Source organism: Mycolicibacterium sp. XJ870 (assembly GCF_053483975.1).
Window position 1 is genome coordinate 293,077 of record NZ_JBEFTI010000001.1, and the last position, 16,590, is coordinate 309,666.

The 16,590-nt window shown below is 63.0% G+C and carries 16 protein-coding genes; 12 read left to right on the forward strand and 4 right to left on the reverse strand.

Annotation, left to right across the window (positions count from 1 at the left end):
- Positions 1–4: 4 nt before the first annotated feature.
- Positions 5–1,045: an FHA domain-containing protein gene (locus ABQF30_RS01445; protein WP_448460445.1), complete on the reverse strand. Its 1,041-nt coding sequence runs from the start codon at positions 1,043–1,045 to the stop codon at positions 5–7.
- Between the two features lie 414 nt (positions 1,046–1,459).
- Here ABQF30_RS01445 and ABQF30_RS01450 point away from each other — a divergent pair, with 414 nt between their 5' ends.
- The 4 genes from ABQF30_RS01450 (at position 1,460) to ABQF30_RS01465 (ending at position 3,338) form a co-directional block, all read left to right on the forward strand.
- The gene (locus ABQF30_RS01450) at positions 1,460–1,849 is read left to right on the forward strand and encodes a hypothetical protein (RefSeq protein ID WP_448460447.1); all 390 of its coding nucleotides are present in this window, start codon (positions 1,460–1,462) and stop codon (positions 1,847–1,849) included.
- A 171-nt stretch (positions 1,850–2,020) separates the two neighbouring features.
- Entirely contained in the window at positions 2,021–2,245 is a 225-nt protein-coding gene (locus tag ABQF30_RS01455) for a hypothetical protein (protein ID WP_448460448.1), read from the forward strand.
- 45 nt (positions 2,246–2,290) lie between these two features.
- Positions 2,291–2,671 (forward strand): hypothetical protein, encoded by a 381-nt coding sequence (locus tag ABQF30_RS01460; protein ID WP_448460449.1) that lies wholly within the window; start codon positions 2,291–2,293, stop codon positions 2,669–2,671.
- A 22-nt stretch (positions 2,672–2,693) separates the two neighbouring features.
- On the forward strand, positions 2,694–3,338 hold the full coding sequence (locus tag ABQF30_RS01465) for a vWA domain-containing protein (RefSeq protein WP_448460451.1): 645 nt from the start codon (positions 2,694–2,696) through the stop codon (positions 3,336–3,338).
- Positions 3,339–3,369: 31 nt separating this feature from the next.
- On the opposite strand, the gene ABQF30_RS01470 is transcribed toward ABQF30_RS01465, so the two are convergent.
- Positions 3,370–6,051: an SIR2 family NAD-dependent protein deacylase gene (locus ABQF30_RS01470; protein WP_448460453.1), complete on the reverse strand. Its 2,682-nt coding sequence runs from the start codon at positions 6,049–6,051 to the stop codon at positions 3,370–3,372.
- Between the two features lie 130 nt (positions 6,052–6,181).
- On the opposite strand from ABQF30_RS01470, the gene ABQF30_RS01475 reads away from it, so the two are divergent.
- The 5 genes from ABQF30_RS01475 to ABQF30_RS01495 all read left to right on the forward strand — a co-directional run bounded on the left by ABQF30_RS01475 (position 6,182) and on the right by ABQF30_RS01495 (position 12,105).
- Entirely contained in the window at positions 6,182–6,739 is a 558-nt protein-coding gene (locus ABQF30_RS01475) for an Ltp family lipoprotein (RefSeq protein ID WP_448460455.1), read from the forward strand.
- A gap of 181 nt (positions 6,740–6,920) precedes the next feature.
- Positions 6,921–7,718, forward strand: a complete 798-nt coding sequence (locus ABQF30_RS01480) for a hypothetical protein (RefSeq protein ID WP_448460457.1) — start codon at positions 6,921–6,923, stop codon at positions 7,716–7,718.
- Positions 7,719–7,924: 206 nt separating this feature from the next.
- Positions 7,925–9,187, forward strand: coding sequence for an ATP-binding protein (locus tag ABQF30_RS01485; protein ID WP_448460459.1), 1,263 nt, complete (start codon positions 7,925–7,927; stop codon positions 9,185–9,187).
- Between the two features lie 90 nt (positions 9,188–9,277).
- A complete protein-coding gene (locus ABQF30_RS01490) occupies positions 9,278–10,942 on the forward strand; it encodes an SWIM zinc finger family protein (protein ID WP_448460460.1) in 1,665 nt (554 codons plus the stop codon).
- Between the two features lie 41 nt (positions 10,943–10,983).
- Positions 10,984–12,105 (forward strand): hypothetical protein, encoded by a 1,122-nt coding sequence (locus ABQF30_RS01495; RefSeq protein WP_448460462.1) that lies wholly within the window; start codon positions 10,984–10,986, stop codon positions 12,103–12,105.
- Positions 12,106–12,119: 14 nt separating this feature from the next.
- Here the strand turns inward: ABQF30_RS01495 and ABQF30_RS01500 are convergent, their stop codons facing one another.
- A complete protein-coding gene (locus ABQF30_RS01500; RefSeq protein WP_448460464.1) occupies positions 12,120–12,971 on the reverse strand; it encodes a hypothetical protein in 852 nt (283 codons plus the stop codon).
- A gap of 251 nt (positions 12,972–13,222) precedes the next feature.
- On the opposite strand from ABQF30_RS01500, the gene ABQF30_RS01505 reads away from it, so the two are divergent.
- From ABQF30_RS01505 to ABQF30_RS01515, 3 genes are all read left to right on the forward strand, one after another.
- Entirely contained in the window at positions 13,223–14,077 is an 855-nt protein-coding gene (locus tag ABQF30_RS01505; RefSeq protein ID WP_448460466.1) for a hypothetical protein, read from the forward strand.
- A gap of 88 nt (positions 14,078–14,165) precedes the next feature.
- On the forward strand, positions 14,166–14,549 hold the full coding sequence (locus ABQF30_RS01510) for a helix-turn-helix domain-containing protein (RefSeq protein WP_448460468.1): 384 nt from the start codon (positions 14,166–14,168) through the stop codon (positions 14,547–14,549).
- Positions 14,546–15,145: a PIN domain-containing protein gene (locus ABQF30_RS01515; protein ID WP_448460470.1), complete on the forward strand. Its 600-nt coding sequence runs from the start codon at positions 14,546–14,548 to the stop codon at positions 15,143–15,145. The genes ABQF30_RS01510 and ABQF30_RS01515 overlap by 4 nt, the downstream gene beginning before the upstream one ends.
- Before the next feature lie 14 nt (positions 15,146–15,159).
- Here ABQF30_RS01515 and ABQF30_RS01520 read toward each other — a convergent pair whose 3' ends face one another.
- Positions 15,160–16,581, reverse strand: coding sequence for an ADP-ribosylglycohydrolase family protein (locus ABQF30_RS01520; protein ID WP_448460472.1), 1,422 nt, complete (start codon positions 16,579–16,581; stop codon positions 15,160–15,162).
- Positions 16,582–16,590: the final 9 nt, after the last annotated feature.

Here is a 16,590-nt window from a genome sequence, read left to right on the forward strand (position 1 = left end):
GGGATTAGTTCCTCTCGTTGAGTTGCTGTGGAGGTGCCGTGAGGTCGGGTTCATAACGGCCGTGGGCACGTCTTCGCCCCGACGGCCTGATCTGCAGAGCGCCCCGGGCGAGGCTTAGTCGGTCCGACTTCTCGAGGTTCTGAAGCATGCCCGCTTGAAGCGGAGACTCGTTCCCGTCCTGACGAATCAGCGACGTCCCATTGCGTGATCCGAGGTCCTCGACGCGCAGCCGCCCCGAATCGTTGGTAATTCGCAGGTGGTCCCGGCTGACGGACGCGTAGTCATTCTCGTCGAGGACAGTCCGGACGTCGTACCGTGACTTGCCACGTCCGCGACCGACCACGAGCGAGATCCCTTCGGTCATGGGGAATCTGTCGACTTCACCGTGGCCGAGAAGGACCACGATCTCACGTGTGTCCTCACATGCCCCCACCTTTCGCGCAGGCACTCGGCACTCTGGGCAGCACACTTTCCCGTCTTTGTACGCAGGATCGTCGTCAATGACCGCCGTCCCGCCCCAGACACAGGCCGGGTTTGTACACGACCACTCGAATCGGAGTGCTTGGCGTGCCTCGGGGCTATTGACACCTTTGGGCTTGAGGTCAGCCTCCTCCGCCCGCATAGATACCTCGTAGTCGGCGATAGGTGAATAGTCGAGCTGCTCGAACGTCACGGTTTGGTTGTTAATCAGTGGTCCTACTACGCGCGTCGTCGCTTGAAGCCACGGGAATTTGCGCCGGTGGTCGCGGAACAGGTCGGTCGTGATGATGGTCGCGTCGGGATGCTCTGCAGCGAGTTCGAGAACCTCGGGGTCTGCCCATGAGACAGACCGAGCCCGTCCGTTCTTCTTCCAACTGTTGAGGCCCCGCTTACCGTAGTCATCCAACTTGTACCAGAGGCTGTTGTCGGCGATTCCGTAGAACACCGCTCCGGCATCCTTTTGTTCGCGCCAAGCCGTGACGACCATCTCTACATGACGCCAATCGTTCTTTTGGTCGAGTCGCACGATGGGGGAAAGGTCGATGATGACTGTCGGTGCGGTCATGCGTTTCCCCTGGTCCTTCGCTCTTTGACGCTCATGTCAGGAAGACCCTAGGCGGTGGGTCCGACAGAGTTGTGCCCTGGGCCTGCTCCAGACGTAGCGAGCGCGGGTGGGTATCAGCGAACCGGTAGACCGGCGCTCGCAGGGACTGCACGGGAGGCCGGACCCTGCTGATTGCCTGGCGTTGACTCCCGTCTAGAGCGTCAAACGAATGCGACACTTGATTAGGTCGGTCGATGGCTGAAGTCTCCGGCCCGGGGCTTGGCGCTCCGCAGTTCTCCGACTTGGAGAGCCCCATTGGACGGCTGCGCGAAATCGGCTGTTTGTCGGAGGTCTCTGTCATTCTGTTCGGCTCGCTTGAGTGCGTACACGGCGCCACCAATCGCGAGCGGATTGAACGATGGGAGGCAAGAACGAATGACTCGTGATACCGGAGGTAGTCGCAAGGCGGCGGAACTCGACGACGACCTGCTGCAGCGCATCACGGAAGTGGTCACCGGCAGCGATGTGATCGAGACGTTGAGTAACAAGCGCACCAATTGGATGGTGTCGTTCGACCGTACGGGCGTGTGGGTGGAGACGGAGCGGTCCAGGGCCCGGGCATCCGGACCGCAGCTGGTGCCGGCATGGATGATCGTTATGGCCTGGGAACAGTTGTGTAAGAACGGAACTCTCAGCCACATCGAACTGCTCAACGACCTTAAGGTCATGCGGTCGGCGTTCGTCTGCGCATTGCTCGCGCAGTTCGATGATGTCGTGGTGGTGCAAGATCGTCCGGCACTCCTGGAAAGGATCACCGCCCCGTGAAGTCGAACACGATTAGGACGCCAAGGCAGGGCTGGGAGTATTGGCAACCGCATCGACGACGACAGTCTGCAGTGGCTGGCCATCAGCCGCCCGGAGGCGCGGGCAGTCATCGACCGACCCAAACTGTGGACGTTGATCCCGGATCGGCAGATATTTCTCGCCAATTGGGTTGTGACTGAGGATCATCACCGTCAGGAAGAACCGGGCATCTGGATCCACGAGAACATCGACATCGATGAGGCCCGGGAGATGGCCCTCGAGGTGCCACGGGTGCCCTCGGAGGACCTGGCCCGGATTCTGCGCCCGGAGCGCTGCCTCAGCCTCGATCAACTCGACCGGTATCCGGCGGACAAGATCCTCGGCACGCGGGTCGCCCGACTCCTGCGTCGCGAATGATCCGCAGTTATTGCGGATACCGCAGTTTTTGCGCTATGGTTGGTCATGTCCAACCCCTACGAGAAGATCCGCAGCCACCTGGACCACGCAGAAGCCGCCGACACCGCTGCCCAAGCCCTGCAACACCTGCGGCTCGTCCTGACAGAGGTCGGCGCGTTACTCGACGAGCAGCTGGCCCGTGCGGTCGTCGACGACGAAATATCAATCGCGGCAGCGGGAAAGAGCGCCGGCCTGACCGAGAACGCTGTGGGACCGCGCCTGGCCAACACGGCCCGACTGGCTCCGTACGCAACAGCTGGAGGCCGCGTCACCGCCGAGGACGTCAGGCGTGCCCGCAATGACAAGTGGGCCAACACCCCGCTGCCGCCGGCAGCTCCACCCGAACCAATGCGGTTCAAACCGCGCCGAAACAGCAAGCGCTCCTAGCTTTTCCCGGAAAGGACCAATCATGACCAACCCGAACCTCAGCCACCTCGTGTTCCTGCTCGACCGCTCCGGGTCGATGCAATCGATCAAGTCCGATGTCGTCGGCGGATTCGATGCCTTCCTGACCGAGCAGCGTGGTGCGGACGGTCAGTGCGTCGTGACCCTGGCGCAGTTCGACAACGAGTACGAGGTCGTCTACCACGGTGTTCCACTGGACCAGGTGCCGGCACTGGATCTGTCCCCGCGCGGATGTACCGCGCTGCTGGACTCGATGGGCAAGCTCATCACCGACACTGCTGCCGAGATCGATGCGCTGCCCGAGGACGACAAGCCGGGCACAGTGGTGGTGGCGATCATGACCGACGGTCTGGAAAACGCGAGTGTCGAATGGCAGCGGCCGGCAATCAAAGCCCTTGTGGAGCAACAAACCAACGACCACGGGTGGGAGTTTCTCTACATGGGTGCCGACCAAGATGCCGTGGAGGTCGGCGTCGGCCTGGGCGTCAAGGCTGAGCAATCCGTCACCTACGGACGAGGGAAATCCCGCGAGGCGTGGGCGGCGGCAGCCGGCAACGTCCGCAGGTACCGCGGCGCGAAGCTCATGGACCCGGAAGCCGCGATGCCCGAGTTCACGGACGAACAACGTTCCGAGTTGTCCGACGGGTAGCCTGTCGAGCTGTGACCATGGGTGCCGGCTCCTAGTCGGCACCCAGTCGCGTCAAGAACTCCCGCACCTGATCGCCGACGGTGTGCTTCCCGCTCGTCGCGGTCAGACTCACGAGTTCCTTGAGGGGCTTGATCAACTCCGATTCGCTCTTCGTGAGATCGGCGTAAGACTCATCGAGGAAGAACGCCGCCGGTGGGACGGCCAGGTAGCCGACGAGGTCGAGGAACAGCTCGAGCTGCCGGGCCGCCCCAGAGAGGTCGTCCTTGCATTCATCGCCGACCACAAGCGGTACGGTGTCCAGGTCCTGCTTCCACAGTTGGCGCTCGAGATCGTCGTCGCTCAACGTAAGCACCGTGCCGCGACCGGCTTCGACGTTGTCGCCGCGGGCCGCCCGCACCTCATCCACCAGATCGTGAAAATCCTCGTCGCTCAACGAATAACCGACGAATACCATCTTGCGCATCATGAGCAAGCCTTGAACCAGCCCCATCAAGGCGCCGTACTGGCGCGGCATCCTGAGGTAGTCGGCTCGCGTCAGGATCATGTCTTCAGGCTGGTCGATGCTGCCGTGGAGTTTGAGGAGCAACCGGCCATCGGTCTTTCGAGCGTCTTTGGGAAGGACTGCTATGGCCTCACGACCGACGGCATCCTCAAAGAGTTCGTCAAAGTTGGTGGTAACTGCCTCCTTGCTCGGCAACGAGGCAAGCAACCCGTGGGCCAGTGAGTAGTGCTGCCTCTCGCAAATGCGCTCCGCGACGCGCTTCTTGAAACTATCGCCCGTCTCGGGCAACGCGGATTCGATCAGCGTCGCTTGGTCCCGCAAGTCTTTTGCCTTGAGGAGTTCTCGTTGGTCGCTGGTGAACTCGGCTTCGACCGCCAGGTTCTCCAACAAACCCTTCCAGGTATCCACGCCTGCGCCGGCGCTCACTCCGGCGCCGATGAACAAAACGAGTTGGCGTTCTTGTGCGTCGTCGGCCAACGCTTCCGCTTTCGATATCAGGTCGTCACGCAGCGGCCAGGCATCGGATTCTTTGGCTTCTCCGAGCAACTTTCGGCGTGCCCATTGCGCGGCCGCGTAGGCCTTGTCGCCGCGGGTGACCAGGATGATGTCCACCTCGTGCTCTTGCGCCAGTGTGGTTAAGGTCCCAACCAGGCCCACGGTCAGATCGCCCTTCTTCCCGCGGCCACCACCCTTCCCGGATCCCACCACATTGACAGCGAGACGTGGCAACGGCCAGTCATAGATACGCTCCCGGTGTGGTGTGTCGGCCGCTTCGGCGGCGGCGTTGTCGACGAATTCTTCGACGACGGACGCGAATACGGAGAACTCCGAGTGCTCGCCGTACTGTCCGACGTTGCCCAGCCACACCCGCGGCTTCTTGTGTCGCGCACTGAGCGGAATCACGTTTCGCCCGTCCCACATATCGGGTATTTCGTCGTTGTAGTCCTCGACCAAGCCATCCCACTTGGACTCGATCGTGAACTCGTTGTCGGTCGGAAGCAGTACCGCGTCGCACGCGATCTTGTTTAGGTCGCCGTTGATGATGAAGAGATGGCCCCTCATGGACGCAGAGGGTAACGAGGGCGCGGCTGGACTCTCGTCGGAATCGTCTTTCTCAACCGGCGGGATGGACGGAGGGCGATTGGCCGGCGATCCAGCAGTGCCGGCCCCGGGGTAGGAGTCCGGCAGCGCTCGGGTGTGCAGGGCCTCATTGGCACGGACCGCGGGGTTGATGTCGGTGAGTCGTCGCAGGAAAGCCTTGGTGTGGCTGATCAGTTCGGGTGACAGGTCGCATCTGAGGAGGTAGCGATAGCCGTAGGAGTTGGTCATCGCTGCGGACTTGGTGGCGGGCAGAGCGCCGGTGAGCATCGCGTCGACGCTGTTCTTGAACTTCTGCGCGTTTGCGCGGCTTGTACCCATCTGCTCGACACTGTGCCCTTGTTCCATGGCGCGGAAGACTTCTCCGTGCCGTACAGGATTGCCCCTCAGGTGTCGCTTGATCTCGTCTAGCAGCTCAGGACTCAATGTGCTCGCGGTGTGTTGCGGCAATTCGATGACTTCCGTGATTGAGGGAGTAGGTGTGAAATCTGTTGAAACGACGGGATTGTCGTCAATGGATTGGTGCACCTGGACGGGGTAACCAGACCGCAATGCTGCTACCGACAGCGGAGGCGTGATGACTTCGGCGGATACGAACCCTGCGTCGGCGATTGCGACCGCATCTGTGTAACTGTCGTGCGACCAACGGTGCAGCGCATTGTTCCGGACAAGTCGAAAATCGTTGTCGCCGTTCATGATGAAGGTGCCGTCGGGCAACTCCGCGATCGGAGCCGTCAACCGCGGCCGCCTGCGTGATTCATTCAGCAGCCTGTCGAGATCCTGCGCGCCGCTGATCCGATTGTCTCCGCCGACATTCGCAGCGTCGATGAATGCCCGATACTGCCTGCGCCGGCACTCACCACACGGGCGGTGACCTGCAGCGAGTGCAACGGCCTCATCGAGAAAGAACAGCTCGGTGTACGTGCCCGGCCCCATCACCTCGCGACGGCGCCCATTGAACTGGAGGCGGCAGATCAGCCACATCGAGGACCGGGATTGTCGGACGATGCGCTTGGTTTCGTCGTGCAGGATTCCCCGATTGCCCATGAAGGTTCCCCGCGTGGTCGTCGCGACGATCTCGCCGGTAGGAGTGACCCGATTCTGCAGAGGCATGAGGTGACGGTAGCGGGACGATCCGACGACACCGATCCAGAACCACAGAACACCTACTTGTCGGTGGGCCCTGTCATTCTGTTGGGCTCGCGTGTGCGAGCGATCATGAACAACAGATGGAGCACATACGATGATTAACTACTTGGTCAAGACGGCCGCGACCCTGGATCACGAGGCGAGCCGCACTATGACGAGAATGAACCAACTCGGCGCCCTTGCCGTGAGCACGCTGTTGGCCATCGGTTGCGCCGCGGCGTGGTGGGTCTATGCCATCACCGGCGGACTCGACGTGGCTGCGCAGTCAGTGCAGTTGGCCGGCACTGCCACGAGCATCGAGGAGCACGGTGAACCGCACGTCCGAACTCTCTCCGGACCCACGATCCCGTTGGAACCTGCTTCGACGGTAAGTCAGCGCAATGCGGTGCGCGCCGCCGAGGACTACCTCGACTACACCGCCTTTTCGAGACAGGGCCTGATCGAGCAATTGGAATACGACGACTTCTCAACCGCAGATGCGACTTTCGCCGTCGACCACATCACCGTTGACTGGAATGAGCAAGCCGCGGAAGCTGCGAAGGACTATCTGGACTATTCAGCGTTCTCCCGTGGCGGACTCATCGACCAGCTCGAGTACGACGGGTTCACCTCGGCACAGGCGGCCTACGGAGTGACCGCAGCGGGGCTGTAGTGGCGATGGTCTCGGCCTCCCCGACCACTACGCGATGCCGGCTGCGTACTTGCCCAAAACTTCTCGGTGGCCGGTGTGATACTGAGCGGCTCCCGTGAGCCCGGCCAGCCGGGGGAGCCGTTCTGGCCCAACCGAATCAACGACATGACGGCGTCCATGGACGCATCTCAGGAGGTGTTTCATGAGCAATAAGAGCTCCTCGGGCGTGGGCGGCCTGATCTTCTTCGTCTTCTTGCTCATCGCGCTGGTCCCGAAACCGGTCTGGATCGCCCTCGGCGTCATCACTGCGGTAGTTGTGGTGAGCTGGGGTGCCTACAAGATTGCTGTTGCGCTGGAGCAGCGCAGTTACGAGGCGCAGGAGCGAGCTCGCATCGAGCAGGCGGCGCGGGCCGCGGACGCCAAACGTCAACGCGAAGAAAGGATCCGCAAGGAAAAGCAACGGCGCATCGACACGCTCGGCAAGGAGAACGCCGCGCTCTTGGAGTCCGCGCTGAGCGCTGTGAAAAAGGTAGCCGCATCCGAAGCCGCCCGCGCCGGATGGCTGGGCGACGTCGACTTCAGCGCCGACATCAAAGGGATCACCGACAACTTCGAGAAGGCGTATGCATTGCATGGCGTCATCGGAAAGTTGTCGGCATTGGACAATCCCAGCGCCGACGATCGCAAGATTCTCGCGGAGGCCAAGATCACTGCTGCGAACCTGGAAGTCGTTGCGATCGAACGGGTGGAGCTCATCGGCAAATGCGCCAAGGAAGCGCAGCTCATCGACAAATCACTACGCACCGAACGCGAGGACGCCCGGGTCGCCGAGCAGCGCGCCGAGTTGCACGCGAAATTGAGCGCCATGCTCTACGGCATCGAGGCCACCCCAGAAACCACGCAGCAGGATTCGGCGGTGGATGCCGTGATGGCACGTGTGCAGGCCTATCGGGAGATTAGGAACCAGATTCAACAAGCCCGTGACGACGGTGCCGCGTAGTTGCGCCGCGCGTCGAGGACACACAACAGTCACAGGGCCGTCGTCTTGCTGAGCCCTCACCCGGCGACTCCGCAGTAGTCCAACTGAAGGTCGTCGAAAGAGGCGAACCCACAGTGTCGAAAACAACGAGTCTAATATGTCGAAAACGAAGAGTAATTCTTGTCGAAAAAGAAGTGCAGCAACGGCCAGAAACGTAGACTGATGCCGTGTTCGACTATCGTGCCCGTGTTGCTGACGCGGAGTTGTCAGACCGCCTCGCCTCGATCGGCGCTGTCCTGATCGACGGCCCTAAAGGCTGCGGGAAGACGGAAACCGCACTTCAGCAGGCCAAGAGTTCGGTCCGCTTCGACACAGATGCAAACGCACGGGCGCTCCTGGGGCTCAACCCGGCCGAGTTGTTTGATCAAGAGACGCCGATCCTCTTCGATGAGTGGCAGCGCGCACCTGAGGTGTGGGACCAGGTGCGGCGGCACGTCGATGATCTGCGTGCTCGTGGCCTGTACATCCTCACCGGTTCGGCGACTCCGAAGTATGAGCGTGAGTTGCACTCGGGCGCGGGACGCATCGGCACGCTGCGGATGCGACCGATGAGCCTCTTCGAGTCTGGCCACTCCACGGGGGAAGTGTCGCTGACCGCTCTTCTCCGTGGCGAGGACCAGGCGGCGAAGCGCACCGCAATGACTGTGCCGGGCCTCATGGAGCGAATCGTGGTCGGGGGTTGGCCGGCGCTGCTCGACCAATCGGAGCGGACCGCTCGGAATTGGCTTGGGGACTATCTCACGCAGATCGTCGACATAGATATTCCGGACCTCGGCGTCGGTAGGCGGACTCCGGCGCGACTGCGTCGCACCCTCGCGTCGCTCGGGCGATCCGTCGGGACGGCGATCAAACTGACTGCACTGGGCGCGGACATCGCTGGTGATGATCAACGTCCTCCGGCAAAGGAGACGGTGAACTCCTATCTCGATGCGCTTGATCGGCTCAAACTGACGGAGAATTCACCTGCGTGGAAGCCGCACATGCGTTCTCGCACGGAGTTGCGCGAGGCCCCGGTCCGCTACTTTGTCGATCCATCACTGGGCACCGCCGCGTTGAAGGTCGGCTCGAAGGATCTGCTCGCGGATCTTGCGGCAGCAGGATTCCATTTCGAGGCGATGGCCGTACGCGACCTTCGCATCTATGCGCAGCCTCTTGGCGGCGCGGTCTACTCCTGGCGAGAGTCTCATGGCCGCAAAGAGGTTGATGCGATAGTCGACACACCAGACGGCTGGGCCGCGTTCGAGGTCAAGTTGACGGGCGATCAAGAGGTCATTGACAGGGCGGCGAAGGGCCTTGTCGATTTCGCGGCTGCGGTGGACGCCTCGAAGCACGGCAATCCGTCAGCGCTCGTTGTCGTGACGGCGACAGGCGGTGGAGGGAAACGCGCCGATGGGGTTCACGTGGTGCCGATCTCCGCATTGGGGCCGTAGGGCTCTGGCGCGCCCGTCGCGCATAGCGGCTTCCGACGCGCGCGCAGTGCCGCCCCAAGCCTCGACGGCCGAATCGGGCACGATGGTCATGTGCCGCTCTCCGAAACGGCCCTGTTCAGCGTGGCCGGTGACCTGATCTTCGCCCGGGGCGAGGAATACGTCCGGTATGTCCGAGGGCTTCGCATCACCGAGTTCAAGGCTTACGCGTCGATCCAGGCCAAGAACGTCTACACCGTGGAACTCGACTGGTCCGGTCCGCTGCCCGACGGCGTCTGTACCTGTCCGCACAACGCCGACGGCAACTTCTGCAAGCATCTGGTTGCGACCGGGCTCGCCGCGATCGACAGCGGTCGGGTCTCCGTCGACGACGCACCGGGCGGTACGGCCGACGCTGCGCTGCAAGCCGTGGTGCGGGCGATGGACGTCGACGAGCTGCGCGAGCTCGTCATGACACTCGCCCAGCGCGACGGCGAGGTACGCCGGATGCTGGAGATGCGCGCTGCGACAGTGTCCGGTGACGACGCGCAGGCCAGGGCCGAGTTCGAAGAATATGTGCTAAACACGTTGGCGTTTCGGGGTTTTGTCGACTACCGACGTTCCTTCGAGGTCGCGGAAGCGGCCAGTGACATGCTCGATGAGCTCGAGAGCCACTTGGACGCTGGGGCGGCTGAAATCGTGCGCCCGGCGTTGGTGCTCGCACTCACCGAATTGCGCGACATCATCGGGCAGGTTGACGATTCCGATGGCTGGATCGCTGAGCAATGCGAACGTGCTGCAGACCTCTACGCGCGGGCCTGCCGGCTGGGTGAGCCCGACCGTGTGGCACTCGCCAAGTGGCTGGTCAAATTCCGTGCTGACTCGCCAGGGTGGCCGAATGTGGGCCTGGCGGACTTCGTGGACGCGTTCGACGAGAAGGCACTCGCGACATACCGCCGCGCGGTGGCGGCGCTGGACCGAAAGCTCAAGGACCGTGGGGAATTGCATCGGTTCGAGGCCGACCGAATGCTGCTGGAGCTCGCCGATCACGACGGCGATGTCGACCAAGCCATCCACCTGCTCAGCCAGGGAGATCACCCCAAGTACGGGGCGATCGTCGATAGGTTGCGTGCCGCCGGACGCCACGGGGAGGCGGTGGGATGGATTGATCGCGCAGTCGCCAACGGTCGAATCAGCAGCCACGGCGGTGGCAACGACTACTGGCTGAACCCCGACCGCGTCGCCGCGACCTATAAGGCACTGGGCCGCATCGAAGATGCGATCGCCGTGCTTCGTGCGGACTTCGTCCGCCGACCGACGGTCCAGAACTACCGCGTCCTACTGGATTTCGCCGCCGGCGTCGACCGCGCCGACACCGAACGAGTCTGGGCCTACGACCGCGCGCGAGAACTGGCCTCCGACCGCTTCGCCGCCGGGGCGGTCCTGGTCCAGCTCTATATGAGCGACGGCGATATTGATGCCGCGTGGCAAGCCGCCGACCAGTACGGCCCCGGCTGGGCCTGGCGGGAACTGGCCGACCGCGGCGCCGAAGCCCGGCCCGTCGACGCTGCAGACCTGTACCGCCCGGAGCTCGAGAAGGATCTGCGGTACCCCAACTCAAAGCTTTATCCGGACATCGCCGCAAGACTGGCGACGATGGCCAAACTCTACGAACGAGGCGGTCGCAGCGCGGAGTTCGCGTCGTTCATCGCGCAGATCCGCCAGGAGTACGGCAGGCGGCCTTCGCTGATGAAGGCGCTGGACGCTAAGGGGCTCTGAGCGGCAGCGACTTGTCACAGCGCGTGAGTAGCGTCCGCGGCATGACCGACAAACGACGAGCGCGCAAGGCCAAACAGGTCCGCCGTGATGTGCGGCGGGCGAAGAAGCGCAACGGCGAAAGTTCTGGAGACCCGACGTTCAGGGATCAAATTCGCAGTGCCCTGAGTGGACATCCTGTAAGGCTGCTGAGCTTGGCGAGCACGGTGATCCATGTGGGGAAGCCTGACCCGCTCCGCGATGAGACGTACCTAGATAAGGTCCTGACCGGCTTGATCGGTGTGCGGAATCGGGAGATTACGGCGCTGCTGGCCGTGATTGCCGAACTTCTCGTCGACGAACCGGCGGCACAGCTCGGATGCCGGCAAGAGTTGGCTGACCGAGACGTGCGTCTGCCGCGGTGGATCTCGGCTCTATCGCAGGTCGACGTGTACCGGGCGGTGCGCAGAACCCATGTGCTCGGTGATGTCGACGAACTCGTGATCGGTATGCGACTCCATGGTGGGCACGAGTTGACCATCGCGGTAGGGCTCGACCACAACATGTTCTCGAGCATTGACGGCGCAGCTGCTGTGCCTGAGCCGATCGACGAGGCTCTGGCACGGGCGGCCGAATCCAGCAGCGATACCGAAGTGGTCGAGATGAGCCTGGCCGATGCGCGAGCGTGGATCGAAGATGCCCTCACCAAGCCGACATTCGCACGGGAGACCGACACCTGGCCGCTCTACCGGGCACTGGTTCAGTGGTTGGTGGCGCGGCTACCCGAAGGTGGTGAGCGCCGGTCACCGGCCATGGACTGGGAGCCGACCGAGCAGCTGTGCGACGCGTTCTTCGCGACCGATGCCGCAGCGCCGTTCACCGACCTCGGCCATCGGCAGCTGCTGCTGGAGCTACTTGATGACGACAGAGATCCCTTGCGGTGGAGTGCCGCGCGCGTCGAAGGGGCGATCGGCAGCGCGCACCACTACGACCACGGGATTCCATTGGAGGTAGCGCTCGACGCTCCCGACCTATTGCGAGCGTTCATCCCATATGCTCAAGCGCAGAGCGGAATTCGTGACGAACTGACATCACGAGCACTCGCGGTGATCGACGAGCTGAGGTCGGGCTACAAACGGGAGGTTCTGCGGCAAGCGGAGTACTTCGGTCTCGACGACGCGGTCTAGCAGTGGATCCGCCATCACCCATCGCCCAAATCAGCCGCCAGCTCATCGAAATCGATCCGCCCGGCCATGAACTGCTCAATTGGCGCTAACCGATAACCCTGCGCAGCAAGATATTCCAGGTACGCCACACCCTGCGGCGACGGCGTCCGTCGGCGCAGCGCCCGCGTCAGACCCCACTCGAACGCCCCGAACACCGACGCGACGACCCCGAGCGCGGCCTGCCCCTGCATCAAGCTCCCGAACACGTCCTCGTGCGCGCCCTCGACCCCCAGCAGTTCATTAGCTGCCACGGTCATGCTTGCCGGGCACAGATCACCCACGATCGAACGCATATTGCGGGCCGCGAACAATTCCGCGTCAGCCAGCCCACCCTCGGATCGCAGATACTCACGCACCCAAGTACGCCGCGGCCCCTGGCCTTTCCTGCCGAGGGCATCGAGCCGTCGCAGCAGTTGCCAATCCTGGTTCGCATCGTCATCAGCTTCGGACGCCAACCGGATAGGCTCGGCGCCCGTCCAGGACGGACGTGCTGCCACTTCACTCAGCGTCACTGGACGCGCCGCCGGGAAGGTTAGATACGCGGCCTTTACAACCAGCAGGGGTGCTCGACGCGCCAGATCAGCCACCGTGCGCGGATACTCACCGGCCAGGCATAGGTACCGCTCCTGCTGAAGATGATCACGCGTGTAGATCAGGCCGAGCGTCCAACCTGGCCCACCATCGCCTAGATCCTGATAGACCCGCCACCCGGCGAAACCACCGACACCTGGAAGGTACTGCTTGGCCATAATCGCGAGAAGTTCATCGATCGACGTGGCGCCGGGCAGCTCCCATACTTCACGATGCGAATCGACGTCGTCACCCATCGCCACCGAGCCCCGGTCGACAATCAACCTGTATTGGTCCTGAGCGGCCTGTTCCGTTGTCACGCTTGGTTGTCCTCCCACGTCGTCAACTCAGACACTGACAATGTGCCATCAGTTGCCGCTGACTATGCGCTGACTACGGCGGCACGGGCCGCTATCGCACCTCCGAGCGTCGCAGCTCCGATTATGGAGCGGTCGAACAGCTAACAGGCAAATGGTCAATTGTCATACCCCACTGGGATAATTGACGAATGTCGCAAACGGTCCATCACCGTCTCCACATCCTCGAAGCCGCCGATTGGAAGGACGGTGTCATCACTCTGTTGGAACCGCGTTCGCCGTATCAGCCATGGCGGTATGCGTTCGGAGAGTCTCGCCCCGGCGACTACGCGCTCGTGGTGCTGGGTACCGATCCGGCCTCGGTGTTGACGGTGCTTGCCCGCATTGATCTTGAGGGCAACCTGGGTGGTGCTGTGCTGGACGCGTACGGGGCTGATCTCGTTGACCTGACCACGCTGGCCATGGTGCTCGACCTCAGGGATGCGTTCGTTAGCTGGTGCCTGGATGACGATGATGCCGAGCGGGTGATCCTGGCGATACACGAGAGCCCGGTGTATGGCGGTCCGATCAATCTGTGGGGCCATTCCTCGGTCGTCGGCGCGCGGAACCTGTTGCGTTTTAACGGCGACTGTCAGGGCTGTGGCACTGCAATCGACTTGAGTGAGGCCGATGCTCGCGACAAGGTGCACATCCACACCGTCGACCCGATGCCGCGTTCGGAACCGGATTCGCCCATCAGAACCTCCGACCATCCACGGGTGCGCGGTGCGTTGCGGGCGTCGGTGCGGGGAGAAGCCCGGGACTGGCCGGCGGTCATCTGCCGCCGCTGTCGTGACCGCATGCGCGACGGTAACTTCCGCTCCTTCATCGACTTCAAGTTCGCCCAGAATCCGGCGTGCTCCCGCTGCGGTTATCAACGGACACAGACGATTCAGTACGGCATGCCGGACAACATCGATGCGTGGGGCCCGTGGCTGCACGTCGGTGGATGCTGCCCCCGCAACGAGAAGTGGGCGTGCACGGTGTGTGACCACGAGTGGTCGTGATTGGCGTGCAAGACGCAGTGGATGTTCCTATTGGCGATTCAGATACTACACTTGTTTCAGATGGAGCAGATAGCTGGGAGGTGGATCGGTGACTGAACTGCTTAGCCGGGATGCCGCTGCGTTGCATCGCGCGCTCGACGAAGGTGGTGATGAGGTCAAAATTAGCTTGTCGCGGGAGACCGCTGAGTGGCTCACGCGGATCGTCGACGCCAAGGCTCATGGGCAAGAGGTTGTCCTCACACGCGGCAACGCGGAGATTACCCCGGGCGAGGCAGCCGGATTGCTCGGTATGTCCCGTCCTCAGGTTCGCAAGCTCATGAACGAGGGCAAGCTTGCTTTTCGCAAAGTCGGTACCCACCACCGGATCACTGTTGCGTCGGTTCGAGAGTTTCTCGCGGCGGAGCGGGCCCACATGGAGGCCGGCATGGAGGACCTCTCCCGACTGCAGAACGAGTTGGGCCTACTGGAGTGACGAGTGGGGAAGTCGACGCGGGCATTCCGTTCCGCGTCGTACTCGCAGACGCCAATGTCCCCTATTCGCGCGTCCTACGTGATTACCTGCTGTACGCGGCTGCTCATCAACTCATCCGAGTGACGTGGAGCAAGGCCGTCCTCGACGAGGTTGTCGAGCACTTGATCGAGAACATCGACGGTTTCGACGACGAGGCGGGTAAGCGCCTGGTAGACGCGATGAACAGCACCTTTCCGAACTCCGAGGTGATGCCGTCCGGGGAGTCGATCGAAGCGGTCGCTGGGTTGGATCTGCCGGACGAAGGTGACCGACACGTGCTGGCAGCAGCGGTCGCCGCAGAAGCCGATGTGCTGTGTACCAATAACATCAAGCATTTCCCACCTGAAGTTATGGCCGCTGTCGGCATTGAGGCTCTCATAGCCGACGCGTTGCTCAGCGCGCTGGTCGAGGAGTTCGGTGACGAGATGCTGACTGTCCACCACACGGCTGTGTCTCGACTTCGAGGAGCAACTGACGAATCGATGATCGCGGCGCTCCGTCGGGCGCAGGCTACGAGAACGGCCGAGCTGATATCGGCCTTGCTCGGGTGCGGGTGACGGCCAAGGTCGCCTCAGCGACGGTCATGCGCCGTATTGCCCAACCGCCGCAACGCCTCCCGGAACACCAGGTTCGGATTCGCATCCGGCAGAACCCCGAGCACGTCGCCCAATGCCTCGTCGGCGCCGATACCCCGCAGCCGCGCACCGTACAGCGCTGCCACCGTGGGTGTGCGACTGTACGACTCGACGCAATGCACCAGCACCGTATGTCCCTGTGCGCGAAGCCCTTCGAGTGTGCGTACGGCATCGAGTAACACGAAATCCAGATGCGGGTTCTCGTCGAACTCGGTTTTGTCGATCAACCGCACCTCGACATGCGGCATGCCCAGGGGTACATCGCCTTCCGGAATCCGGCAGAGCGACACCACCGCGTCGACCTCGGCCGGCAACCGGCGCAACGCGCTCACGCTGCCAAGCAGAACCTTCCGATCATGCGGGTGATGAACGAGGATGTCGGCCCAGGACCAGGAGTAGTCCGGGTCGGTGCTCGGACCCTTGCGCTCGATCGCCGTGGCCAGCCCCACGAGATCGCGAGCCGTGATGCCCGGCCAGCCATGCAGCAGGTAACGCCACCGCAGGGGGACCGCCGAGGCGCCATAGGCCGCACCGAGCAGTCCACCGGCGATCGCGGCGACGGTGTCGGTGTCAAAGCCGGCGCGCACGGCCGCGTCGAGCCCACATCGGAGGTGCTCGGGACCGGAACCGTCGGTAGCGGTGGTGACGATCGCCGACCAGGCGGCCTGCAGCGCCGCGACCACCCAGCCGTTGTTGGGGATGTCGGCCGGCTGGGATGCTTCGGCCCGCTCGATTCTTGTGGTCCAGAGCTCCCGGCGCGCAGCGTCAATGTGGCGCAACCCGATCCGGACGTCCAGCTCGGTAGTCAGCACTGCATGACGGATCGCACAGCACCACAACACCGCAGCATCGCCGGCATCGGGGTCGAAATGGGTGAGCTCGCTGACAGCCCGGGCAGCCTCGACCAGGGCATCGTCATCGTCGAGATAGGCCAGGGCCACCGGCGCGGTCCGCATCAGCGAGCCGTTACCGCCGCTGCGTCCGGTGTGTTTGTGCAGGCTTGCGGCGGCTGCACGAGCGCGGGCCGCCGAGATGCCTCCGTCGGCCGCGTCAGCCAAGACCCGACGTGTCTGAATGCCAACATCCTTGGCGCTCAACGACCATTCGTGCCAGCGGGCCACGATAGCGTCTTGTGCTGCGGCCTCGCGCAAATCCGCACCGGTGGCGGCGACTTCCGCGATCGCGACCGCCATCGCGGTGTCGTCGGTCCATTCGCCCGGCTCCCAACCGCCGCCGCCGACCATCTCCACCGGCAGCTCGGGGCCGCGAGGCGGCTGAAACTCGTACGGCGCACCAAGGGCGTCGCCGGCCGCAGTGCCCAACAGCACGCCCTCGATACGGTCATTCAGTGATGGCATCGCAGTCTC

Coding starts and splice junctions, on each gene's coding strand:
- ABQF30_RS01445 (WP_448460445.1), bottom strand. CDS start 1,045: ATGACCGCACCGACAGTCATCATCGACCTTTCCCCCATCGTGCGACTC.
- ABQF30_RS01450 (WP_448460447.1), top strand. CDS start 1,460: ATGACTCGTGATACCGGAGGTAGTCGCAAGGCGGCGGAACTCGACGAC.
- ABQF30_RS01460 (WP_448460449.1), top strand. CDS start 2,291: ATGTCCAACCCCTACGAGAAGATCCGCAGCCACCTGGACCACGCAGAA.
- ABQF30_RS01465 (WP_448460451.1), top strand. CDS start 2,694: ATGACCAACCCGAACCTCAGCCACCTCGTGTTCCTGCTCGACCGCTCC.
- ABQF30_RS01470 (WP_448460453.1), bottom strand. CDS start 6,051: ATGCCTCTGCAGAATCGGGTCACTCCTACCGGCGAGATCGTCGCGACG.
- ABQF30_RS01475 (WP_448460455.1), top strand. CDS start 6,182: ATGATTAACTACTTGGTCAAGACGGCCGCGACCCTGGATCACGAGGCG.
- ABQF30_RS01480 (WP_448460457.1), top strand. CDS start 6,921: ATGAGCAATAAGAGCTCCTCGGGCGTGGGCGGCCTGATCTTCTTCGTC.
- ABQF30_RS01495 (WP_448460462.1), top strand. CDS start 10,984: ATGACCGACAAACGACGAGCGCGCAAGGCCAAACAGGTCCGCCGTGAT.
- ABQF30_RS01500 (WP_448460464.1), bottom strand. CDS start 12,971: ATGGGTGACGACGTCGATTCGCATCGTGAAGTATGGGAGCTGCCCGGC.
- ABQF30_RS01505 (WP_448460466.1), top strand. CDS start 13,223: ATGTCGCAAACGGTCCATCACCGTCTCCACATCCTCGAAGCCGCCGAT.
- ABQF30_RS01520 (WP_448460472.1), bottom strand. CDS start 16,581: ATGCCATCACTGAATGACCGTATCGAGGGCGTGCTGTTGGGCACTGCG.